At 54.7% G+C, this 22465-nt stretch carries 20 protein-coding genes; 18 read left to right on the top strand and 2 right to left on the bottom strand.

The genetic code is table 11. The annotated features are described in order from the left end of the window. Positions 1 to 65: 65 nt before the first annotated feature. Together AC1DT6_RS15900 and AC1DT6_RS15895 are read right to left on the bottom strand one after the other, a co-directional pair. On the bottom strand, positions 66 to 554 hold the full coding sequence (locus tag AC1DT6_RS15900) for a hypothetical protein (protein WP_441625770.1): 489 nt from the start codon (positions 552 to 554) through the stop codon (positions 66 to 68). Between the two features lie 419 nt (positions 555 to 973). Beyond that, positions 974 to 1315: a hypothetical protein gene (locus tag AC1DT6_RS15895; protein ID WP_441625768.1), complete on the bottom strand. Its 342-nt coding sequence runs from the start codon at positions 1313 to 1315 to the stop codon at positions 974 to 976. 1060 nt (positions 1316 to 2375) lie between these two features. Between AC1DT6_RS15895 and AC1DT6_RS15890 the strand changes: the two genes are divergently transcribed. The 18 genes from AC1DT6_RS15890 (at position 2376) to AC1DT6_RS15805 (ending at position 22301) form a co-directional block, all read left to right on the top strand. Next, the gene (locus AC1DT6_RS15890) at positions 2376 to 3515 is read left to right on the top strand and encodes a polysaccharide biosynthesis/export family protein (RefSeq protein ID WP_441625766.1); all 1140 of its coding nucleotides are present in this window, start codon (positions 2376 to 2378) and stop codon (positions 3513 to 3515) included. After that, the gene (locus tag AC1DT6_RS15885; RefSeq protein WP_441625764.1) at positions 3512 to 3949 is read left to right on the top strand and encodes a low molecular weight protein-tyrosine-phosphatase; all 438 of its coding nucleotides are present in this window, start codon (positions 3512 to 3514) and stop codon (positions 3947 to 3949) included. The genes AC1DT6_RS15890 and AC1DT6_RS15885 overlap by 4 nt, the downstream gene beginning before the upstream one ends. 20 nt (positions 3950 to 3969) lie before the next feature. Then, positions 3970 to 6213, top strand: a complete 2244-nt coding sequence (locus AC1DT6_RS15880) for a polysaccharide biosynthesis tyrosine autokinase (RefSeq protein ID WP_441625762.1) — start codon at positions 3970 to 3972, stop codon at positions 6211 to 6213. Between the two features lie 100 nt (positions 6214 to 6313). Then, a complete protein-coding gene (gene tviB, locus AC1DT6_RS15875; RefSeq protein ID WP_441625760.1) occupies positions 6314 to 7591 on the top strand; it encodes a Vi polysaccharide biosynthesis UDP-N-acetylglucosamine C-6 dehydrogenase TviB in 1278 nt (425 codons plus the stop codon). Positions 7592 to 7663: 72 nt separating this feature from the next. After that, positions 7664 to 9046 carry a lipopolysaccharide biosynthesis protein gene (locus AC1DT6_RS15870; protein WP_441625758.1) on the top strand — a complete coding sequence of 461 codons (1383 nt, stop codon included), beginning with the start codon at positions 7664 to 7666 and terminating at the stop codon, positions 9044 to 9046. A 41-nt stretch (positions 9047 to 9087) separates the two neighbouring features. Beyond that, complete coding sequence (locus AC1DT6_RS15865) at positions 9088 to 9627, top strand: acyltransferase (protein ID WP_441625756.1); 540 nt, start codon at positions 9088 to 9090, stop codon at positions 9625 to 9627. Between the two features lie 68 nt (positions 9628 to 9695). Continuing rightward, positions 9696 to 11000, top strand: a complete 1305-nt coding sequence (locus AC1DT6_RS15860) for a hypothetical protein (protein ID WP_477114769.1) — start codon at positions 9696 to 9698, stop codon at positions 10998 to 11000. Positions 11001 to 11051: 51 nt separating this feature from the next. Beyond that, entirely contained in the window at positions 11052 to 12260 is a 1209-nt protein-coding gene (locus AC1DT6_RS15855; RefSeq protein ID WP_441625752.1) for a glycosyltransferase, read from the top strand. 100 nt (positions 12261 to 12360) lie between these two features. Then, positions 12361 to 13623, top strand: coding sequence for a glycosyltransferase family 4 protein (locus tag AC1DT6_RS15850; protein WP_441625750.1), 1263 nt, complete (start codon positions 12361 to 12363; stop codon positions 13621 to 13623). Positions 13624 to 13754: 131 nt separating this feature from the next. Further along, positions 13755 to 14798 (top strand): polysaccharide biosynthesis protein, encoded by a 1044-nt coding sequence (locus tag AC1DT6_RS15845; protein WP_441625873.1) that lies wholly within the window; start codon positions 13755 to 13757, stop codon positions 14796 to 14798. Between the two features lie 4 nt (positions 14799 to 14802). Continuing rightward, positions 14803 to 15930, top strand: coding sequence for a UDP-2-acetamido-2,6-beta-L-arabino-hexul-4-ose reductase (wbjC, locus tag AC1DT6_RS15840; RefSeq protein WP_441625748.1), 1128 nt, complete (start codon positions 14803 to 14805; stop codon positions 15928 to 15930). Between the two features lie 11 nt (positions 15931 to 15941). Beyond that, entirely contained in the window at positions 15942 to 17072 is a 1131-nt protein-coding gene (gene wecB, locus AC1DT6_RS15835; protein ID WP_477114768.1) for a non-hydrolyzing UDP-N-acetylglucosamine 2-epimerase, read from the top strand. Between the two features lie 3 nt (positions 17073 to 17075). Further along, the gene (locus tag AC1DT6_RS15830) at positions 17076 to 18311 is read left to right on the top strand and encodes a glycosyltransferase family 4 protein (protein ID WP_441625744.1); all 1236 of its coding nucleotides are present in this window, start codon (positions 17076 to 17078) and stop codon (positions 18309 to 18311) included. Beyond that, complete coding sequence (locus AC1DT6_RS15825) at positions 18308 to 18916, top strand: sugar transferase (RefSeq protein WP_441625742.1); 609 nt, start codon at positions 18308 to 18310, stop codon at positions 18914 to 18916. Before AC1DT6_RS15830 ends, AC1DT6_RS15825 begins: the two co-directional genes overlap by 4 nt. A 3-nt stretch (positions 18917 to 18919) precedes the next feature. After that, on the top strand, positions 18920 to 19570 hold the full coding sequence (locus tag AC1DT6_RS15820) for an acetyltransferase (protein ID WP_441625740.1): 651 nt from the start codon (positions 18920 to 18922) through the stop codon (positions 19568 to 19570). A gap of 12 nt (positions 19571 to 19582) precedes the next feature. After that, a complete protein-coding gene (locus AC1DT6_RS15815) occupies positions 19583 to 20761 on the top strand; it encodes a DegT/DnrJ/EryC1/StrS family aminotransferase (protein ID WP_441625738.1) in 1179 nt (392 codons plus the stop codon). 78 nt (positions 20762 to 20839) lie between these two features. After that, positions 20840 to 21496 (top strand): phosphatase PAP2 family protein, encoded by a 657-nt coding sequence (locus AC1DT6_RS15810; RefSeq protein ID WP_441625736.1) that lies wholly within the window; start codon positions 20840 to 20842, stop codon positions 21494 to 21496. 517 nt (positions 21497 to 22013) lie between these two features. Then, positions 22014 to 22301: a hypothetical protein gene (locus AC1DT6_RS15805; protein ID WP_477103402.1), complete on the top strand. Its 288-nt coding sequence runs from the start codon at positions 22014 to 22016 to the stop codon at positions 22299 to 22301. Positions 22302 to 22465 lie beyond the last annotated feature (164 nt).

Genomic DNA, 22465 nt, shown 5'->3' with positions numbered 1-22465 from the left:
CAGTATGAGCGGAAAGGGTGACTCGAAGGGAGGGCGGCCTTGCCGCTCCGCGCGCGTAAGGCGACTCAGCCCGTCCGCGATTCCTTGGTGGGGGAGCGCCGCGCATTGCGGCGCTTGAGCGTATCGCTTGCCACGGACTCCGACAAGAACTGCCACAAAGTGCGAACCCGGATAATCCCGTCCCCCGGGCCATCATGCGTCAGGCGCTTTGCGACTTCCTCCAGCTTGCCAAACATCTCCGGGCGAAGCTGCGTGCGCAGCGCATCGACTTGCGCCGCCGGCACCACTACCTCGTCGCGGTTGCCAAACCAGCGGCGCTCGGCGAGGAACAGCAGCGCGGCCAGTATCGCCGCACCGATCCCCACGTTCTCAAAGCCGGACAACTGGAAGCTACCGGCCGCGAAACACAGCACGGCCACCACGGCCATCAGCACGAAGGCGGCCCGCAGCAGGACGAAGGACCGAGGGTGCGAAACCATGCGCGCCAGATCACGCACCGCGGCGATTTCGTCCTGCTCCAGGATGTTGAGGACGTTGGTAGTCGAAACTTTCATTGTTCTATCAGCTATTGTTTCGTTGCTATCGGCCGTTCGGGCACCGCCCTCGGCACGGCTTTGCCGGGCCTGTATCCAGCGAAAAAACGGCAGTGTATACGTATGCCGGTTAAGGCGCTTGCATTGCGGCTTTCGGCAGGATCTGGCTGCAGCGAGGCAATTGAGTGGGAATAAGCCGATGTTAGGCCCTGGCGGCGCACTGTCAATGCGCCGTTTGACCTAGCCTGTCATCCTTCGGGGCTAGAGGCGGGCGCGCTGTCGCCAGGCGGTCAGCGGTGGCATGGCGGCCAGGCTGTCGTTCCGGCGCGGTGCGGAAAACAGGGCAGATACAAGGAACGATCCGTGTCCGCCCGAGGTGGCATGAACGGCGCTCCAGCCTCGGACTGTGCACTGCCCACGGCGCTGGAGTCAAAATCCTGTCACAACCCAACGCCGGGTACCCTCGGCACCTGAAGCGTCCTGAAATTGAAATGCGGCTCACCGAAGGTTTCCAGCAAGCGGATGATTTCTCGCGTGGAGTCCGTGCGCGTTGTGCGGACCTCGCTGAGCCTCCGGGGAGCGGCGCCGCCACCAACAATATAGTGTCGCCTGACCGTCAGCACCGCCTCGCTGGGCGTCGAGACCAGGACCGGGGGTGCGTCCTCATCCTTATAGCTGCCATATGTCCAGCCCGACGGCGTCAGGTGCGCCTCGACCCAGGCCTCCCGCGCTCCGAATGCTGTAGCCCCGGCCTCCATATGCTTCTCGGTTAAATCCAGCATCCGCCTCTGCCCTTCGAGTTTGCGTCAGTTATCTCCAACGCGCGCCCACGCAAAAAATCGTGCATTGGCCAGCGCGGATGGACAGATGCCTGACCCGTGATGAATCACCGGTGAATTCTGATTTCGACAGCGCCGCACCGGTACCCTGCCTTGGTAGGAATCACTCGCGCAGGCTTGCCGAATCGACCATCCGCGGACACTTCGGGCGGCCTGGACGCCGTGCATTCCCCACCTAAGCGTGGGGCCTACCTAAGCGGGGTAACAGCGGGTACCGCGCGCCTCAATAATCCAGATCAGCAAGCGTGACCCCTTGCTAATTCCCGATAGGGTGTAGGCACTCCCCGCGCCTACACCCTTTTTTTTTATGGTGCTTCCGACTTTCGTGAGGTACCGCATGCGTGTGCAAGTGGCCGCAAGCAAAGCGCTGGCTCTATCGGTAATTGCCCGCTTTACGCGATCGCCTTCACGCACGGAATTGAGTCAGCATGGCAGTCCTCGCGGCTACGCGCTTTCCCTCCCTTGTGGGGGTACCGGAATATTCGTATTGCCGGATTTTCCGAACATGCAAAGGGATGGCGGAAGAATCCGCCGCAACGCAAGAAATCTCTTCGCGCCCGCAAAGAAGATTCCGGACAACGCAGCAAATATGCAATGAAAAGCCGAAGCGAAAAAAGCGAACCAAAACCCCAGGAAATGACGGAATTTTCCACTATGAAAACAAGCTGAATTCTTCTGCATCACCGCTTCTGATGACATCCCTCCCTTTGTCGGGTCCACTCTTCAGTGGGGATAGAAAACAGGGCAAAAACGCCCGCGCCGCCTTGAAGAGCGACCCCCATGAGCCATACACTTCGCCGGGCTCAACGCTGTGATGCAGTGCAAGGAAATAGCGCACGCATCACAAAGTCATCGCCGCAAAGTTCATCTCCGCCCGGCACGCCCAGGTAGTGGAAAGGCACCGACGTGTGCCATGTTGGATAAGCGGCTTCGTCGCAGCAATCCCCGGCCAGGAGACGGGCGGGAGTGCGGACCTTTCGGGTTTCAAGGGAATTATCAAGACGTGTTCAAGCTTTCAAGCCTTCTGTCTTACCGTAGAGCGGTACTGTTGCTGGGGATGATTCCGTTGCTGGCATCCTGCGCATTGGCGCCGGGGATGCGCTTCGATCCGCAGCGCCCGCTTGATCCGGAAGATCCGAATACCGTACCCAAAGTCACCCCCATCACCCCCGCCCTGGTGCGCGCGATGAAAGCCGCCGCCACGCCGGCCAACGCAGATGTAAGCGAACTGTTTGGCACGCCGGAGCCCTATACGGCAGGCGTTGGCGACATCCTCTCCATCGTCGTGTGGGACCACCCCGAACTCGTGTTCCCCACCCAGACCTACTCCATCGGATCCGCGTACGAGATTCCCAACTATAGTGGCGCAGCCAACGTACCGGGATACGTGGTCAGCCCCGCCGGCACCATCCAGTTTCCGTACGCAGGCGTACTCACTGTTCTCGGCAGAACGCCGGACCAGATCCGTGGCGAGCTCAGCAAGCAATTGAAGGGCGTCGTCAACATGCCCCAGGTGACCGTGCGCGTGCTCGCCTTCCGCAGCAAGCGCGTGTACCTGGATGGCGAAGTGAAGACCCCCGGCCCGCAGAACATCGACGACGTGCCGATGACGCTGGTTGAAGCACTCAATCGCGCCGGCGGCGTCAATGTCACCACCGGCGACAACAGCCGCATTCGCATTGCCCGTAGCGGCAAGAACTACTTTGTCAATCTGCCCGCGCTACTGCAACAAGGCATCGACCCCGCACGCGTCATGCTGCGCAATGGCGACATCGTGCGTGTGGAACAGCGCGAAGACAGCAAGGTGTTTGTCACCGGCGAAGTGGTGCGGCCATCGACGATTCTGCCGCGCAATGGCCGCCTCACGCTGAATGAAGCGATTGGCGAAGCCGGCGGCGTCAATCCCGTTTCCGCCGATGCGAAGGAACTCTATGTGATTCGCAAGAACGTGGACGGCGAAGCTGAAGTCTTCCACCTTGACGGAAAGTCGCCCGTGTCGCTGGCGCTGGCGGAATCGTTCGAACTGAAACCCAAGGACGTCGTGTATGTCGACGCAGCCGGGGTAGTCCGCTGGAGCCGCGTGATCAACCAGTTGCTCCCGAGCGGCAACTTCTTCAACTCCACCGCGAACACGATCAAATGATCAAGACCGTGCTCGTAGTGTGCATAGGCAACATTTGCCGCAGTCCGATGGCGGAAGCGCTGCTTAAGCAAGCGCTGCCCGAGGCGAATGTCGTGTCGGCCGGGTTGGGCGCGCTGGTTGGCCAACCGGCCGATCCGCACGCGGTTGCATTGATGAGTGGCCTGGGCCTGGACATTACCGGCCACCGTGCGCGCCAGCTCAATCGCGCAATCGCCACGCAAGCCGATTTGATCCTGGTGATGGACAACCCGCAAAAGCAGGAGATCCAGCGACAGTATCCGGCGACGACGGGGCGGGTATTCCGGCTTGGCGAACTTGCCAGGTTCGATGTGCCGGACCCATATCGCGAGGCGCTCCCCGCCTTTGAGAACGCGCTGCAGTTGATCCAGCGTGGCGTGGAAGTTTGGGTGCCGCGCATCCAGGCGCTCCGTTAACAGCATTCGCAGTTGAGCTTATGAATCAGAATCCTCCCCCTGTTGCTGTTGCCGGACCGCCGGAAGACGAAATCGATCTCGTTCGGTATCTGGACGTGTTGATCGCCAGCCGCTGGCTGATCGTGACGATTGCCGCCGTGGTGCTTGCGCTTGGTGTTGCGTATGCATTTTTGGCCCGACCGGTGTACCAGGCAGATATTCTGGTCCAGGTCGAAGACAACCCGAACAGCGCAAAGAGCCTGTTGGGCGACGTGTCCAGTCTGTTTGATGTGAAGGCGGAGGCGACCGCGGAGATCGAGATTCTTCGCTCGCGCATGGTGGTTGGAAAGGCCGTGGACAACCTGCACCTCTACATATCCGCCAAGCCGAAATACCTGCCATTTGTCGGGGCGTGGATTGCCAGCCGCGCGAAAGGACTATCCGAACCGGGTTTGCTGGGCTTTGGCGGCTATGCGTGGGCAAAAGAGTCGATTAGCGTCGATCGCTTCGATGTGCCGGATTCCCTGGAAGGGGAGAAGTTCAACCTGGTGGCGCTGGGCGAGGGCCGCTACCGGCTCGAGCAAGACAGCCTGGACCAGCCGTTGGAGGGCCGAGTAGGGGAGTTGCTGCAGGCGGAACAGAATGCAGGACGTTTCTCCCTCCTGGTGACCGACCTCAAGGCCAAGCCCGGCATCATCTTCAATCTGGTACGTGCGTCGCGATTGCAGACGCTGGAGAAGCTCCAGGATCAACTCAAGATTGCCGAGAAAGGTAAGCAGAGTGGCATCATCGGCGCCTCGCTGGATGGCACCAACCCGAAGCTTACCGCCAGCATTCTTAATGATATCGGCGACGAATATGTCGCTCAGAACATCAAGCGCAAAGCCGCCGAGGCAGAGAAGTCCCTGGTCTTTCTCGGTGACCTGCTCCCTCAGCTCAAGACTGAGCTTGAGCGCGCTGAAGTCAGGTACAACGAGATGCGCAACAAGCGCAATACGTTCAACCTGAGCGAAGAAGGAAAAGCATTCCTGCAGGAGAGCGTGACTGCCGAAACGAGCCTGCTTGAGTTGAAGCAGAAACGTACTGAACTGCTGACTCGGTTTACCGCGACCCATCCGAGCATTCAGGCACTGGATCAGCAGATTGCCACCTTAAGCGCAAAAGTGGGTGGCATGGCAGCTCGTATGAAGACGTTCCCCAACGTGGAGCAGGACACTCTGCGCCTCATGCGTGATGTGCAGGTCAACAACGACCTTTATGTGGGGCTGCTCAACAATATGCAGCAACTCAAGCTGGTCAAGGCCGGCAAGGTCGGCAACGTACGGTTGCTGGACAATGCGCCCGTTCCGGAAGAACCCATCAAGCCCAAGAAGAGCCTGACCATCGCGCTCGCCGGCATTGTTGGCCTGCTGCTGGGCGTGGTTGCTGCTTTCGTGCGTAACGCACTCTATGGCGGTATCACCGACTCGCAGGATATCGAGCAACATAGCGGCCTTAACGTCTACGCGACAGTACCGTTGGCGCAGCAGCAAGCGATACTCAGTGAAGAGATCCGTCTTCGTAAACGCGGCAAGTTCCTACTGGCGGATCGCTACCCCAATGACCCATCCATTGAAAGCCTGCGTAGCCTGCGTACCGCGTTGCAGTTTGCAATGCTAGATGCGGACAACAATCGCGTGTTGCTGACCGGCCCTACACCGGGGGTTGGGAAGTCCTTCATCTCTGCAAACCTGGCACTGGTGATGGCTTCCGGCGGGAAGCGCGTGCTACTGGTCGATGCGGACATGCGGAAAGGCTATCTCAATCAGTACTTCGGGCAAGAGCGGCAGCGTGGCCTCTCCGATGTGCTTGTGGGAAGAATCGGTTTCGATGAAGCCGTACACCGCAACGTCTTTGAGAACCTGGATTTCCTCAGCACTGGTGTCCTGCCCCCCAACCCCGCCGAGCTGCTGCTCAACGAACGCATGGTGACCTTGTTGCAGGAGGTGAGTGAAGGCTACGACTTGATCTTGATAGATACCCCACCCGTTCTCGCAGTATCTGACACGGCCATTCTGGCCGCCCGGTGCGGTACGGTGTTTCTTGTCACTCGTTTTGAGAAGACAACCATAGGCGAAATATCAGAATCAACCAAGCAACTTCGGCAATCAAACGCCGATGTAAATGGTGTCGTGTTTAATGGTTTGGACGCAAGCGCATATCGTTACGGATACGGATCGAAGTATGGTAGATATCGATATGCTTACTACGGCTATGCTAGCGAAATTGAAAAAGCAAGAAGTTAGAATTAATTAAAATAAAATATATATATAGAGGGTTGAATATGGAGTGGGTGGTAGGTCAAAAAATCATCGTTAATTGATACCTGTGTTTAATAAATTACATATGATACTTAGCACCCATAAGATCGCCGTTATCGGCCTCGGCTACGTTGGTCTCCCGCTAGCCGTCGAGTTCGGCAAAAAAACGCCAGTCATCGGTTATGACATCAGTACGTCAAGAATTGCGGAGCTAAATTCTGGACAGGACAGAACTATGGAGGTTGACGGTGAAGAACTCCATGAGGCCGACAAGCTGAGCTTTACTGGCAATCCTGATGATCTTAGAGAGTGCACGGTCTTTATCGTCACAGTTCCTACACCGGTTGACGATACGAAGCGTCCAGACCTGACGCCACTGATTAAAGCAAGCGAGGCAGTCGGCCGAATCATGCCGAGTGGTGCAATCGTGATTTATGAATCAACCGTTTATCCAGGCGCGACCGAAGAAGTATGCGTGCCCGTTCTGGAGAAATTTAGCGGCAAGAAATTTAACGTTGACTTCTACTGCGGCTATAGTCCGGAGCGAATCAATCCAGGTGACAAGGAGCGCCGCCTGCCGGGTATCAAGAAGGTGACTAGCGGTAGCACGCCTGAGATAGCGGAAGTAGTTGATCAGTTGTACAGGCAGATTATTAATGCTGGAACCCATAAGGCTAGCAGCATCAAGGTCGCAGAAGCCTCTAAGGTCATTGAGAACACCCAGCGTGACGCTAATATAGCCTTGATCAATGAATTCTCACTGATTTTTCATCGACTCGGTATTGACACTACCGAAGTTTTGGAAGCCGCCGGTACCAAATGGAATTTTCTGCCATTTAGAGCAGGGTTGGTAGGAGGCCACTGCATTGGCGTGGATCCATATTATTTGATTCAGAAGGCTCAGTCCGTTGGCTACTATCCGGATATCCTGCTCGCTTGCCGTCGAATCAACGATGCAATGGGTCAGCACATCGCGTCCGAAGTTGTAAAGCTCATGATCAAAAAGGGCCATGCGATCTCTGGTGCCAGAGTATTGGTTTTGGGTTTTACATTCAAAGAGAATTGCCCAGATTTGAGGAATACCCGTGTAATAGATCTCGTATCTGAATTAAGGGCTTTTGGCGCGCGAGTGGAAGTCTTCGACCCCTGGGCTGATCTTACGGAGGCCAGGAGGGAGTACGGCATCGAGCTCCAGTCTGACTTGCAAGATTCGGAGAAATATGACGCCGTGGTTATAGCTGTTGGCCATGAAGAGTTCAAGACTTTGGGTATCAACGCGCTTCGCGGGCTCCTTAATAACCGCGGTGTCATCTACGACGTGAAGGGAATATTAGCCAAGAGTGACGTAGACGCCAGACTGTGAGGTGTCAGATCGTTAGTGCCCGCATGAACTACGTGGTACTACCCTGCGCAAAGAGTTAGTGGAATTCCGTCGATGGCCGCCAGCCGTGCAATACTAGAGAAATTTAAAATAATTAGATCAAACAAAATTGTTAGATCAGTGACGGTATTGGCCGGYGGCACCAGCCTTGCGCAGGCACTCACGGTGCTTTCATTGCCACTGTTAACAAGGCTATACACGCCAAGCGACTTCAGCGCATTGGCCGTTTACAGCGCCTTGCTTGGAATTATTTCCGTCGCAGCATGCTTGCGGCTGGAGGCGGCGATTCCTCTGGCAGAGTCCGACGAGGATGCCGCAAATTTAGTTGTGCTATCGACAGTCTTTCTGATAGCTATATCGCTAATCACGACCATCATCGTGGTTTTAGGCGGACCGGAATTTGGCGCTTTTTTGAAGAATAAGGAATTAGTCCCGTATCTATGGATGCTTCCAATAGGGATTATGACGACAGGCCTATATAGCATTGTTCAGTTTTGGGCAATAAGAAAGAAGTGGTTTCCTGTAATTGCGAAAACTAAACTGGTGCAATCTATATCGGGAATATCGATTCAATTTATTTTCGGCTTGTTAAAGTCAACTCCATTTGGTCTGATACTTGGCCAAACTATATCGAGCGGCGCGGGGACAACGAGCGTGGGACTCCATCTATGGCGGTCAGATCGGGGCAGCTTTAGAGGGGTTGGGTTGTCGAGAATGCTGACCGTTTTAAAAAGATATAGTAGCTATCCAAAATTCTCAGCATTCGAGGTGTTGGTAAATACGGCGGCAATACAGATTCCGATTATATTAATCGGTGCCGCTGTCGCTAGTAATGAGGTTGGGTACCTTTTGCTTGGTATGAAGGCGATGCAAATACCTGTCAGCCTTGTAGGAGGGGCGGTTTCTCAAGTATATTTGGCCAACGCGATTGCAGAGTATAGAAATAATACCCTGGATATATTCACTGGAAGGATTGTTCAGGGATTAGTAAGAATTGGTGTTGGCCCAATTTTATTTGCGGGAATGGTTGCGGAAAAAGCATTTCCCCTGTTGTTCGGAGATGGTTGGCAGCGCGCAGGATCCCTCGTTGCCTGGATGACCCCGTGGTTCATCGCTCAACTGGTTGCGTCCCCGATCTCTATGGTAATGCACGTCAGGGAAAAACAGCGCGAGATGTTGATCTTGACTACAAGCGGTCTCGTACTGAGGGTCGGATTTGTTGTAGCCGTGCTTAAGCTTTCGCCAAACTATGCATCGGAAGCATATGCGATATCGAGTGCGCTTTTTTACCTCGTATGCTATTTCATATTTTCGAAGACTGCCGGTTTAGGAACAAATGCCAATGCTGCGATAGCGAAGTCGCTTATAAAGTCGATTTCTTTGTGGGGCGCATTAGGCGGAGCTTGCCTGCTTATGATTTGGGGGGTGAATAAATGATCATCGGCTTGATTAAGAGACTGGGATTCGTAACTAGACCCATGGCCAAGATCGTTTTTTCTGCATTTTTCGACAAAAAGTATTTGATCGGCAGACATTTTGATAGTGGCTATATCGGATATTACTGGGCAATTAAGTCAATTTGGCACGGTAGCGTACTGCGGCTCGGGGCGAGAATGCCTTGGCCAACTGCGCTTGGTTGTCGTATATCAAATGCGAAGAATATTGAATTTCATCCGGATGATCTGAATATATTTCAGTCGTCCGGAACCTATTTTCAAAACTTTTCCGGAAAGATTTATTTGGGAAAGGGATGCTATATTGCGCCAAATGTCGGAATTATTACGGCGAATCATCGAATTGATGCGCTAGACGAACATACAGAAGGCCGTGATGTGAAAATTGGCTCCGCGTGCTGGCTTGGAATGAACTCAATAATTTTGCCGGGCGTGGAGCTCGGCCACAATACCATTGTTGGGGCCGGATCTGTTGTAACAAAGAGTTTTCCGGAGGGAAACGTAATTATCGGCGGTGTTCCGGCCGTTCTAATTAAGAAGATCGGTCGACCAGGATCGCAGTGACAGTGGTGTCAAGCAGTTGGGGGCGGCTGCCGCGATTCGACCAGGTGACTCTCAAATAATGAAGTTCTATGCAACATATTCACATAATTGCGCTGCTGATTTTTGCTTTTGTGGTTTGTCACCAACCTCTTGGCCAACTCCGTTTTAAGAGAAGCGGAAATCCCTTGATGTTGGTTGTGCTGATCTACATTATTAGCGGGATATCTTCATATTTCGTGGGCGAAGAGGTAATGCCTACTTTCGATTTTTCCGCACACAAATATTACTATTACTTTGCATACACGTTTTTCTCGATCCTGGTACTGATGCCAATCTATTTCCTAAGGGGATACAGGTTGACGGGTATCTCACTGAGAGCAGGGAGATCTTTAAGATTGACCTACATCATCGCAAGTATTGGAATCTGGTTTTCACTCGCTTATCAACTTCCATATGCTGTATTGGCTATGTCGATGGGAGCCAAGACAGTTAGAGACGGGCTAAATGTGGAGAGTGTGAGCGTTTTGCCGGTCAGCTACCTTACAACACTGGCGGTTGGGATATCAAGTTTCTACGTGATATTTATAGTCATGTTCTACATGGCAATTGTAAAGAGAATGGGATTTTATTACAAAATTTCAATGCTGGCTGGAGGTGCATTGTATTTCGTCTCGAGTATTTGTTTTTCGGCACGTGATGGGGCCATATTTTTTGCACTTACGATGCTTTTCGGATTTTATCTTTTTCGTGATTTGATGAGCGATGGAGCCAAAAAAAAGGTATTTCGCGTTATTTCAGTGTTCGGCGTCATTGCGATTGCTTTCCTGTGTGTATTTTCGTATCAGCGATTCTTTGAGTCTGGCGATGTAGGAAATTTGGTGTCCGGGACCCTGGGTTATATCGGGCAGCAGCCATATGTGTTTGCCGAGACAATCGCCTCCCAGGTTACGTTTTATGGTCTTGATTTGCGGTTGCCACTAATTTCGAGCATTCTTTTTGGCAAGGTTCCGGATGTGGTCAGGTATGTACCATATGAATGGTCCTTTGGCACATTCTTAAAGGACTATTACGCAATGTACGGATGGACATCGCTGGTTACTCTGTCTGTTTTTACCGCATTTTTATTTGGTTTGATATTTTTTAATAATAAAAAATATCATCCGGTTACGTTCCTAATAGCGCTGTCATTCTATTTCCAATTTATGACATCTGGTGTTTTCTATTTTAGATTGGGGACGATGCCAGGAAATCAATATATGGTTATTGTCCTTCTTCTGTTTTTGGGTGGAAAAATATTCCTTAGGAGAGGGAGGTTGTACATTATGCAAAATAGACCGTTGCCAGGGGGAAGGGCGAGAGCGGAGTTTGTGGGTCCCGTTAATGTGGGTCGATAGGGCATTTTTTGTCCGGGTTATTATAAATAATTTAATGTAATATAAACGGCGATGAATATTACAATTTTTGCATATGATTTGCGAGAAAAATCCCTGGCCGGATCCTATCGAACAAGGAAATTTATTAGGTATTTTTCGGAGTCAGGAGTCCAGGTAAAAGTTGTTTGCGCTTTTGTTGATGATGGTTTTAAAGAATATTGTGCTGATCAGGGGATCGAGATTGTTTTGATATCCGACGTGGATCATGAAACTCGTGGGTTTTTAGACAAGATTTTTGTCAGGGCAGTAGCCATACCTGACATCGGAGCTCGGTGGGTTCGTAAGGCGATGCGGAATTATCGCGTGATTGAGATAATATCGAATTCTGAAGTTGTATATTTGAGTAGTCCGCCTCACGGCTTGCAGTTGGCTGGGCCTTACATCACGTCTAAGTTTAATATCCCATTTGTTGCAGATTTCAGGGATGATTTTGTCACAAACCATAGGATAAATTGGAGAACTCCGGTTCATAAAAAAAGTGCGTATCGAATAGAGCGGTCCGTTTTACGAGAGGCGGCCGCAGTTATAGTGAATACGGACATTGTGAAGCAACGGTTTGCCTCTCGACATGGGGACAGTGCAGGAAAGATTTCCTGCATAACGAACGGATTTGATTCAAGTGATGTTGCTTCAAGCCGAGAAGTCGTTCGAGCTCAGGAAAATATCAATAAGGGCAGTCGTCGACTGATCTATTCTGGGTCAGCGTACGATGGCTTTGCGGCAGATGCCATTGGCAGGATCGTGGCTTCCATTGATGCCGCTGGTATGAGCAAACAGTGGGAAATTCACACAGCAGGTCCCGGGAACTGGGATTGCGCATCGACTTACGAGAACTGGGTACATCACGGTCTCTTGAGCCAAGAAGGGGCTGCGAGTTTGATGCGAGATGCGGATTTGCTTCTGCTCCTAATGCCACCAGGGGAGCGAGAGCCTTCGGGAACGGTTCCGTTGAAAGCGTATTCCTATTTGGGATCGGACCGACCAATTATCTATTTTGGAGAGACCGGTTCGACTACTGAACTCCTTAAGGAGTTCAGTGGGACATTTTCATTTCAAAGGGATTTCATTGATAGAATTGGTTTTTGGTTGTTGGAAAATCAGGAGAGGGAGTTTCCAATGGCGGTATCGAGATACCCGGATGTGGAAAGGTACGAATTTAGGGTGTTGTCATCAAGCATGAAATCAATATTTGAATCTGTAGTTGATGGAAGAATGAAATAATGTGGAAAGATTAGATTTATTGAGGTGTGATTAATTAAGGCTGATTGTTTGATTTATTTGCTCAGTTTTTTGCATTTTACGAAGAGGGCGGGGGCTTTAGGTGAAACCGGTAATACTTATATTCATACATTATTACTTGCCGGGCTATCGGGCGGGCGGCCCAATTCGTACTATCGCGAATTTGGTGGAGCAATTGAGTGCAGAGTTTACGTTCAGAATTGTTACAACTGATCGTGATTTGGGTGATGTGCTCCCCTATGAAGGTGTGAGGGTAAATGAGTGGGTTGAGGTTGGGAGTGCGCAGGTCCTCTATTTGAGTCCAGCATCGAGTTCATTGGGCGGGATCGCAAGAATAATGAGGGAAATACCTCATGATGTGCAATATCTTAATAGTTTTTTTGATCCGGTTTTTACCTTGAAGCCCTTGATGGCTAGATATCTCGGTATGGCGCCTTCGAAGCCATTGATTATCGCCCCGCGTGGAGAATTCTCTCGGGGAGCTTTGATTATTAAGCGATGGAAGAAACTGCCATATATGGCTATTCTAAAAATAATTGGGATTTTCGGGAATAGTTTTTGGCAGGCTTCCAGCGCGTGCGAGGCAAGTGACATTTTTCGAGTGTTAGGCGGAAGAGAGGGTGACGAATTTTCAGGGCGTGTGCTTATCGCGTCAGATTTTGCCATTGGATTTTCTGGTGGCGATCCCGTGGAGAATGTATCAAATTCCGACCTGTTGCCGATGGCTCTGGAACCGTTGGAGAGCCAGCGCTCTCAAAATTTGAGTCAACACGGAGGGGAGAGGGAGTTGCGGATTTGTTTTCTTTCTCGCATTGTGCCAATGAAGAATCTGGACTATGCGTTGAGAGTCCTCTCTCGAGTGGGAGTGTCGGTAGTATTTGACATATATGGCCCCCAAGAGGAAGCCTCGTATTGGCTTGAATGTCAAAGATTAATTGATGAATTGCCAAGGAATATCGCGGTCACGGTGCACGGAAGTGTGGAGCACAGGGACGTTGCACGGACACTGGCTCAATACGATCTGTTCTTCCTGCCAACTCGTGGGGAAAATTTTGGTCACGTAATTTTTGAGGCCTTGCGGGTTGGGACTCCTGTTCTGATTAGCAATGAAACACCGTGGCGCCAGCTTGATGAGCGTGGTGTTGGTTGGGAGTTTCCACTTTCTGACCCGGGCTCGTTTGCCAATGCGATCGAAGCGCTGAGCACCTGGAGCTCGGTGGAATTGGATTCGGCGAGAGCTCGCGCGAAAATTTATGCTGAAGAAGTGGGCGCTAGTGGTGAGGTTAGAGCCGCAAATATACAGCTATTTAATAGGGTGGTTGAATCGAGTATCTGTTTTGGCTGAGTTTCAGAGATATTTTCGATTGATGGTTGGGGGGGGCGCTGGTATTCGATGGTTGTGGGAAAGAATATTTGTTCGGGTTGAATCCAGGCTGAGTTTTTTTGTTCGAATTGCTGGTGGGAGTTAATTTTAAAATGTTCGATAATGAGACGCTTCTTATAACGGGTGGAACGGGATCGTTCGGAAACGCGGTACTAAAGCGTGTATTGGACTCTAATTTGTCAGAAATTAGGATATTTAGCCGGGACGAGAAGAAGCAAGATGACATGCGGAAGCGCTACAGCCATCCGAAGCTTAAGTTCTATATTGGTGATGTACGCGATATGCGCAGCGTTACAGCTGCCATGCGCGGGGTGGACTACGTCTTTCATGCTGCTGCGTTGAAACAGGTACCGTCTTGTGAGTTTCACCCCATGCAGGCCTTGGGTACCAATGTGTTAGGCACAGAGAACGTGCTTGAGGCAGCAGTTAGTGCGGGGGTAAAGCGGGTGGTCTGCCTTAGCACCGATAAGGCCGTATACCCCATCAACGCGATGGGTATTAGCAAGGCAATGATGGAGAAGGTCATGGTCGCCGCTAGTCGAAACCTGGAGGGAACGGGTACCGTAATCTGTGGTACGCGCTACGGCAACGTTATGGCGTCGCGCGGGTCGGTAATTCCGCTTTTTGTAGCACAGGTATTGGCGGGTCAACCCATCACAGTGACCGATCCCGGCATGACTCGCTTCATGATGACGCTTGGCGATGCAGTGGAACTTGTACTGTACGCGTTCGAGCACGGAAGCAATGGCGATATCTTCGTGCAGAAGGCACCGGCGGCTACTGTACAAGTGCTCGCTCAGGCCATACTCGGCTTGATGAGAAAGCCCGATCATGAGGTACGGGAGATCGGTACGCGTCATGGCGAGAAGCTGTATGAGGCGCTGCTAAGTCGCGAGGAGATGGCCTGTGCGGAAGATAGGGGAGAGTACTTTCGGGTCCCCCCTGATGGACGTGATTTGAACTACGCCAAGTTCGTAGAGGAAGGTGAGCGGCGCATTACCAGGAGTACTCATGGCGAAGACTACAACTCGCACAATACAACCCGCCTGGATGTCGAGGAGATGAAGGCATTGTTGCTCAAACTTGACTTCATGCAGCGCATATCGCGTGGAGAGCACGCTGTGGCGGAGGATTGACGCTATGAAAGTGCTGATTACCGGAGCCGATGGCTTTGTGGGAAAGAACTTGCGGCTGCACCTTGGCGAGCGTAATGACGTGCATGTCACAGCTTTTACGCGCGCCGACGACTTGACTGACTTACCCGGCTTGGTTGCAGAGACGGACTTCGTGTTTCATCTTGCTGGTGTCAACCGGCCGGAAGACCCGCGCGAGTTTATAAGGGGAAATGCGGACCTGACGCAAGAGATTTGCCGCTGCGTGGGTGCAGTCGCCGAGGCATCTGGGAAGAAGATTCCCACTATCTATACCTCTTCCATTCAGGCGGGCCGCGACAACCCCTACGGCCAGAGCAAGCTTGTGGCCGAAGAGGCGTTGTGGCAGCTCGCCAGCAGTCACCAAGTCGCGGTGTATGTCTTTCGGCTACCCAATGTCTTCGGTAAATGGTGCAAACCAAACTACAACTCAGCTGTAGCGACCTTCTGCCACAACATCGCGCGTGATCTTCCGATCCAGGTCAACGATCCTGCCGCGACCGTGACCCTGGTATACGTAGACGACGTGATTGAGCGTTTTGTGCAGTTGATGGATGGCTCGGACCCCGTTGTGGATGGAGATGGCTTTGCGACACTGGCTCCACAGTACACCACCACGGTGGGTGAACTGGCAGCTCAGATCCAGGCCTTCAAGGATAGCCGTGCAACGCTGCTGACCGAGCGCGTAGGAACTGGACTGGTGCGGGCGCTATACGCTACCTACGTCAGCTATCTGCCGGTGGATTCATTCGCGTACCCGGTCCCGCAATATGGCGATCCGCGCGGCGTGTTCGTGGAAATGCTGAAGACGCCGGACGCCGGCCAGTTTTCCTTCTTCACGGCGCATCCCGGGATCACGCGGGGCGGTCACTATCACCACAGCAAGACCGAGAAATTCCTGGTGATCAAGGGCCAGGCGCGGTTCAAGTTTCGCCATATGCAGACCGGCCAGGCACATGAACTGGTCACATCCGGCGAGAACCCTGAGATTGTGGAGACCGTGCCGGGCTGGACGCACGATATCACCAATATCGGTTCCGACGAGATGATCGTCATGCTCTGGGCGAACGAGGTGTTCGATCGCGCCCGGCCCGACACCTTTGCGTGTCCGTTGTAAGCACAAGCCCTATGCATAAGCTAAAAGTCATGACTGTGGTCGGGACACGGCCGGAAATCATTCGCCTCTCGCGCGTTCTGGCGCGACTGGATGAGTACTGCGACCATGTGTTGGTGCATACCGGTCAAAACTACGACTACGAACTGAACCAGATCTTTTTTGATGATCTGGGTATTCGCAAGCCGGACCATTTTCTTGATGCCGCAGGAGGTTCCGCGGCAGAGACTATCGGAAACATCATCATTGCCGTCGATGCCGTGCTGGCGGCAGAGAAGCCGGATGCGGTGCTGGTTCTCGGCGACACCAATAGTTGCATGGCTGTTTTGCCGGCGAAGCGACRCAAGGTCCCGGTGTTCCACATGGAGGCGGGGAATCGATGCTTCGATCAGCGCGTGCCGGAGGAAATCAATCGCCGGATCGTCGATCATACGGCGGACATCAATCTTACGTACAGTTCCATTGCCCGCGAGTATCTGCTGCGTGAAGGCTTGCCGCCGGATATGGTAATCAAGACGGGCAGCCCGATGTCCGAGGTATTGACGCACTACTGGCCGGGCATCGAGCGCTCCGATGTGCTGAACCGGCTGGAGTTGGCGGATGGACGCTTTTTTGTCGTGAGCGCGCATCGCGAAGAGAACATTGAGTCCGATTCGAATTTCGGGAAATTGGTCAATGTCTTGAACACCGTGGCGGAGGACTATGGTCTGCCGGTTATTGTGTCGACTCACCCCCGCACGCAGAAGCGTGTGGATGCCATTGGTGCGAAGTTTCATTCCAATGTGCAATTGCTGAAACCGCTCGGCTTTACGGATTACAACAGGTTGCAGGTTGCCGCCAAGGCGGTACTGTCCGATAGCGGGACTATCAACGAGGAGTCTTCCATCCTGAACTTCCCGGCACTGAATCTGCGCGAGGCGCATGAGCGGCCGGAGGGCATGGAGGAGGCGGCCGTGATGATGGTCGGCCTCGAGGTTGAGCGTGTCATGCAAGGCATTGCGATCCTGGCGGACCAGCCTCGTGGCGAAGGCCGGCTTCTGCGTCAGGTGGCGGACTACAGCATGCCGAATGTTTCGGACAAAGTACTTCGCATCCTGCACAGCTATACCGACTACGTGAACCGCGTAGTGTGGAAGAAGTACTGACGCATGGTCACTCGGATTCTGTTGCTGACGCAGTGGTTCGACCCTGAGCCGACTTTCAAGGGCATGGTATTTGCGCGTGAGCTGGTGCGTCAGGGCTTTGAAGTGGAGGTACTGACGGGTTTTCCGAACTACCCCAGCGGAAAGGTGTACCCAGGCTATCGAATCAGGCTACTGCAGCGTGAAGTGATCGACGGCGTGCAGGTGACGCGCGTCCCCCTGTATCCCAACCACGATCAGTCCGCAATCAAGCGGGTGTTGAACTACGTGAGTTTTGCTGCGTCGTCTCTTATATACGGCTTATTCATGGCCAAGAGGGCGGACGTTATTTATGCCTATCACCCGCCGTTGACGGTGGGGATCTCGGCCAGTCTGATCCGGTTGTTTCGTCGCATTCCGGTGGTGTATGACGTTCAGGATATGTGGCCGGATACGCTGCGGGCTACCGGCATGGTCAGGAATCCGAGGGTGCTGAACCTTGTGTCTCGCGTTTGCGATTGGGTGTATCGGCGAGTGGATCACATCGTCGTGTTGTCGCCTGGCTTCAAGGAACTTCTCGTGCAGCGCAGCGTGCCTGCCGCAAAGATCGACGTGATCTACAACTGGGCCGACGAGGCCGCATTGGCTGCACCAAGCGGCAGACTGCCGAATGAATTTCCCGGAGGGGAGAGGTTCCGAATCCTCTTTGCCGGCAACATGGGTAAGGCTCAGGCGCTTGACTCGGTGCTGGATGCCGCAGCGCTGCTGCAGGCAAGGGACTCGCGCGTGTGTTTCGTCATGCTTGGTGGCGGGGTTGAGGTTGACCGGCTGAAGGCACGGGCTGCCGAGTTGCAGTTGGGGAATGTCGTTTTCTTGCCGCCGGTGCCGATGGCCGAGGTGGGAACCGTGCTGAACGCAGCGGACGCCCTCCTTGTACATCTTCGCAAGGATCCGCTGTTCCGGATAACCATCCCCTCGAAGACGCAGGCGTACATGACTGCGGGGAAACCGCTCCTGATGGCGGTGGATGGAGATGCGGGCGATCTGGTCGCGCGATCGGGGGCGGGAATGGCTACCGAATCCGAGAACCCGGAGACGCTGTCGATCGCAGCCGAATCTCTGGCCGCGCTGTCGGCCGAGGAGTTGCAGAGGATGGGGAATGGGGCGAAGCGCTTTTACCAGGACCACCTAGCGCTGGCCGTAGGTGCTGCCAGGTTCGGTGCCATTTTCCGGCGGTTGACGTTAAATACTCCTTCAAGATGAAACGACTTTTTGACATCGTTTTAGCCGCGGCGGCTTTGCTGGTGCTCGGGGTTCCGCTTTTGTTCCTGATATGGCAGGTGAGACGGAAGCTCGGCAGCCCTGTGTTCTTTCGACAGACGCGGCCCGGCTTGCACGGTAAGTCATTTCAGATGGTCAAGTTCCGCACCATGACGGATGCGCGCGGGCCAGGCGGGCAGTTGCTCTCGGATGCGGAGCGTTTGACGCCTTTTGGCCGTTTCCTTCGCGCCACTAGTCTGGACGAGCTCCCCGAACTGTGGAACGTACTCAAGGGTGATATGAGTCTGGTAGGTCCGCGCCCGCTACTCATGGACTACTTGCCTCTGTACACGCCAGAGCAAGCGCGCCGCCACGAGGTTCGTCCCGGTATTACGGGCTGGGCGCAGATCAACGGCCGGAATGCGCTGTCCTGGGAGCAGAAATTCGTTTTGGATACCTGGTATGTAGACCATCGTACGTTTTGGCTGGATCTGAAAATCCTGGCCTTGACGGTAAAGAAGGTGCTGGTGCGCGACGGGATCAGCGCAACCGGCGAAGCCACCATGACGCGGTTCACCGGTGTCCCGGCCAATGAACAAAAGGAGTAAGCGATGAGGTTGATTGGAATCTATGGCGCAAGCGGATTCGGGCGCGAAGTCATGCCCCTGGCGCGCGGGCAATTGACGGCTGCCGGAACCGGACCGTTTGAGCTGGTGTTCGTGGACGACGGAGAGAATGCGCCGCTAAGCAATGGCCATCGGGTGCTGTCGTATGCGCAGTTCCTGGAGGTACCCGCGGCCAAAAAACAGCTTGGCTTCGCGATCGCTGACAGCCAGGTACGAGAACGGCTGGCATTGCGTGCGGAGCAGGATGGCGTTGGTTGCATCGACATACTTGCATCCAACGCGGTGATGCTGGATGACGTCAGCATCGGCGCCGGCGCGGTGATTTGTCCGTTCGTGACCCTGACGAGCAACATCCGGATTGGCAAGCAATTTCACGCCAATCTCTATGCCTACGTTGCCCACGATTGCGTCATCGGGGATTACGTGACCTTCGCTCCGGGAGTCAAGTGCAATGGCAACGTGTTGATTGAAGACCACGCCTATATCGGAACCGGCGCGGTACTCAAGCAGGGCAAGCCAGGCAAGCCGCTGGTTATTGGCCGTGGCGCGGTGGTTGGCATGGGCGCCGTGGTAACGCGTGATGTGCCCGCTGGCACGACGGTAGTGGGTAATCCCGCGCGCCCGATGGTCAAGTGAGAGGGAAGCGAAATGCTGAATACCGGATTTTCACCTTGGCCGAGTTTTTCGCCCGAGGAGATGGCGAGCGTGCAAGCCGTGCTGGCGTCCAACAAAGTCAATTACTGGACCGGCACCGAAGGCCGTGAATTCGAACGCGAATTCGCCGCCTGGGTAGGCGTGGAACACGCCGTCGCACTGGCCAACGGTACCCTGGCTCTGGACGTGGCCCTGAAGGCGCTGGACATTGGCGCTGGCGACGAGGTGATAGTCACCTCCCGTACCTTCCTGGCTTCCGTATCCAGTATCGTACTGGCTGGTGCCACGCCAGTCTTCGCCGACGTGGATCGCGATGACCAGAACATTACCGCCGAGACTGTGCGGGCGGTGCTGAGCCCACGTACCAAGGCCATCCTCTGCGTGCATCTCGCGGGCTGGCCCTGCGATATGGATCCCATCATGGCGCTGGCCAAGGAGCATGGTCTTGCGGTGATCGAAGATTGTGCCCAGGCGCATGGTGCGTTCTACAAAGGGCGGGCTGTAGGCTCAATCGGTCATGTCGGCGCCTGGTCTTTCTGCCAGGACAAGATCATGACGACTGGCGGCGAAGGCGGCATGGTGACGACGAACGACCGTGATCTGTGGGCGCGCATGTGGGCTTACAAGGACCATGGCAAGAGCTACGAGGCGGTCTACGAGCGGGAGCATCCGCCGGGCTTCCGCTGGTTGCATGAGTCCTTTGGCACCAACTGGCGCATGCTGGAGATCCAGGCGGCAATCGGCCGTATCCAGGTGAGGCGCATGGCGGACTGGACCGCACGGCGTACGGCGAACGCCATGACGCTGGCCGAGGCACTGAAGCCGTGCAAGGCGCTGAGGGTACCCCTGCCGCCGGCAGGCGTGGAGCATGCCTGGTACAAGTTCTATGCGTTCGTGCAACCCAAGTCATTGGCCGAAGGCTGGGATCGGGACCGGATCATGGCGGAGATCAACGCAGCGGGGGTGCCGTGCTATTCGGGTTCCTGCTCCGAGGTTTATCTGGAAAAGGCGTTCGATGGTACGGGATGGCGTCCGGCCGAGCGTTTGCCAGTGGCGAAGGAACTGGGCGAGACCAGCCTGCTGTTCCTGGTGCATCCGACCTTGACCGAGGCAGAGATTGCGCGGACCGCACAGGCGGCTCGCGCGGTGGTGGAGCGGGCTACGCGTGGTTGACAGGGGGCACACGAAGGCGGGAAGGACGCGCGCGGCTTGTCCGGACCGGCGGGCACGTGTTGATGCGGGCGCCCGGTCATGACGCTGTGGGCACATGTCATTCCGCTCGGCGATAGCACGTGGACTTTGCCGCTTGCCGTGTCTATCGCCGTTGCCTTGCTGCTTGGCGGGGATCGGGCACGCGCCATCCGTTGGCTGGCCTGTTTGGGTGCCGGCATCGCGGTGATTGTTGCCGGCAAGCTGGCGTTCGATCTAGGCGGCTGGTGTTTGCCGTCGATCGGCTTCTACAGTATCAGCGGCCATGCGATGCAGACCACGGCAATCTATCCGCTGCTGTTCATGATGCTCTTTTCCGCCGCCGGGCCTCAAGCCGCGCGATGGGGATTCCTGCTGGGGTTGGCGGCATCGATGTTCATGGCGGTGACGCTGCTGGCCGGCAACTATCACACGCTGTCTGAAACGCTGGCTGGCATGGCAGTCGGCGCGATGGTTGTTTGCACGTATCTGCGCTGGCAGCCGAACTTGCGCCCGGCGCATCTGTCCTTACTCGTCGCGTTGCCGGTTGCCGTGGTGCTGCTGGTTGATATGCATGGCACGGTCAACCCGACCAAGGCGGCGCTCTGGCAGCGCGCGGCGGTGTGGCTCGGTGCCACCGAACAATATACGCGGCAGATCTATACGGATCCAGTCAACGGTACGCGGCGGGTATCTGTACGGCTGCGTAGACTTTCTTAAACCCCGGGCGCGTCATCGTTGCCCCGCGCGGGCGGTGTCCCTTCGCATCGACGTGCCCGCAATCCCGGTTTTGCGCAACGGTGCGGCCATTCGCGCTATACTCCGATCGCCATCGAAACAGCGATGACCGGGATTGGCGTCCCGAAGTACAGGCGGACAAGCCGCCAAGTTGCGGCTTTTTTCACGTCCGTTGAGCACGGCATTGCCTCCTATGGGCGGGCCGTGTGGGGGGCCGAAAGGCCCGCCAGATCCTGTACCTGGTACGCCAACCCGCACGGTTCCGCCCCCCCCGATTGGCGTCGGGGAGCGGTTCGATAACCGTTGTACAGGAGGTCTCTCATGGCGAATCTCGCCTGTAGTGCTCGTTCGTGCATTTTCCGCATTTCCATTCGTACAAGTCCGCCCGTTACCTTGCCTCACCGCACGCCCGAATGTAGCCGTGGCGATCTGCTGCGCGTTGCTGTCGTGCATTCGTGGTTCGCGAGGAAGGTTCAACAGCAAGCACAAGGTCGCGGCCATGCATGAAGTCACACGATATGGTGTCACCGCGTGCCGGTCGGGGCGTAACACCTCTCTTACAACCTGCGCCAAACTCGAATCTCCCGCCGAACTCGCCGCCGCTAAAGCCGCGCACCTTCACGCCTTGTTGCTCATGACACATGGCAACTGCCTTGAGCGATTCGTCAGCATGGATGCGAACATTCAGGAGAGCCTGCTTTCCCTGGCGGCGGATCTTGCATTGCAGATTTCGGCACTGAGTGAACTGGCGCTTGTGGACGTGCCGGATCAATCCACTTCTGTTTGACAGCTACCACCCATTTGGGTGAATAACGGATGCAAATCGGCCTCGCGGGGTTCTCGGAGCGCCTCGAGGCCGTACGCCGCATTCTGTTACACATCCACGGAGCATCGCCAGATCCGAATGGCGCATCTTGACCTGGCTTGCTCCACTTCGGTGCGAAGGAACTC

Source organism: Cupriavidus sp. 01L45, assembly GCF_056399885.1.
This window is presented reverse-complemented; position numbering and strand designations above follow the sequence as displayed.

Bases quoted from the DNA above. Each gene is read 5' to 3' on its own strand.
- AC1DT6_RS15900 (WP_441625770.1), bottom strand. From the start codon at position 554: ATGAAAGTTTCGACTACCAACGTCCTCAACATCCTGGAGCAGGACGAA.
- AC1DT6_RS15895 (WP_441625768.1), bottom strand. From the start codon at position 1,315: ATGCTGGATTTAACCGAGAAGCATATGGAGGCCGGGGCTACAGCATTC.
- AC1DT6_RS15885 (WP_441625764.1), top strand. From the start codon at position 3,512: ATGATCAAGACCGTGCTCGTAGTGTGCATAGGCAACATTTGCCGCAGT.
- AC1DT6_RS15880 (WP_441625762.1), top strand. From the start codon at position 3,970: ATGAATCAGAATCCTCCCCCTGTTGCTGTTGCCGGACCGCCGGAAGAC.
- tviB (WP_441625760.1), top strand. From the start codon at position 6,314: ATGATACTTAGCACCCATAAGATCGCCGTTATCGGCCTCGGCTACGTT.
- AC1DT6_RS15865 (WP_441625756.1), top strand. From the start codon at position 9,088: ATGGCCAAGATCGTTTTTTCTGCATTTTTCGACAAAAAGTATTTGATC.
- AC1DT6_RS15860 (WP_477114769.1), top strand. From the start codon at position 9,696: ATGCAACATATTCACATAATTGCGCTGCTGATTTTTGCTTTTGTGGTT.
- AC1DT6_RS15855 (WP_441625752.1), top strand. From the start codon at position 11,052: ATGAATATTACAATTTTTGCATATGATTTGCGAGAAAAATCCCTGGCC.
- AC1DT6_RS15845 (WP_441625873.1), top strand. From the start codon at position 13,755: ATGTTCGATAATGAGACGCTTCTTATAACGGGTGGAACGGGATCGTTC.
- wbjC (WP_441625748.1), top strand. From the start codon at position 14,803: ATGAAAGTGCTGATTACCGGAGCCGATGGCTTTGTGGGAAAGAACTTG.
- AC1DT6_RS15830 (WP_441625744.1), top strand. From the start codon at position 17,076: ATGGTCACTCGGATTCTGTTGCTGACGCAGTGGTTCGACCCTGAGCCG.
- AC1DT6_RS15825 (WP_441625742.1), top strand. From the start codon at position 18,308: ATGAAACGACTTTTTGACATCGTTTTAGCCGCGGCGGCTTTGCTGGTG.
- AC1DT6_RS15820 (WP_441625740.1), top strand. From the start codon at position 18,920: ATGAGGTTGATTGGAATCTATGGCGCAAGCGGATTCGGGCGCGAAGTC.
- AC1DT6_RS15815 (WP_441625738.1), top strand. From the start codon at position 19,583: ATGCTGAATACCGGATTTTCACCTTGGCCGAGTTTTTCGCCCGAGGAG.
- AC1DT6_RS15810 (WP_441625736.1), top strand. From the start codon at position 20,840: ATGACGCTGTGGGCACATGTCATTCCGCTCGGCGATAGCACGTGGACT.
- AC1DT6_RS15805 (WP_477103402.1), top strand. From the start codon at position 22,014: ATGCATGAAGTCACACGATATGGTGTCACCGCGTGCCGGTCGGGGCGT.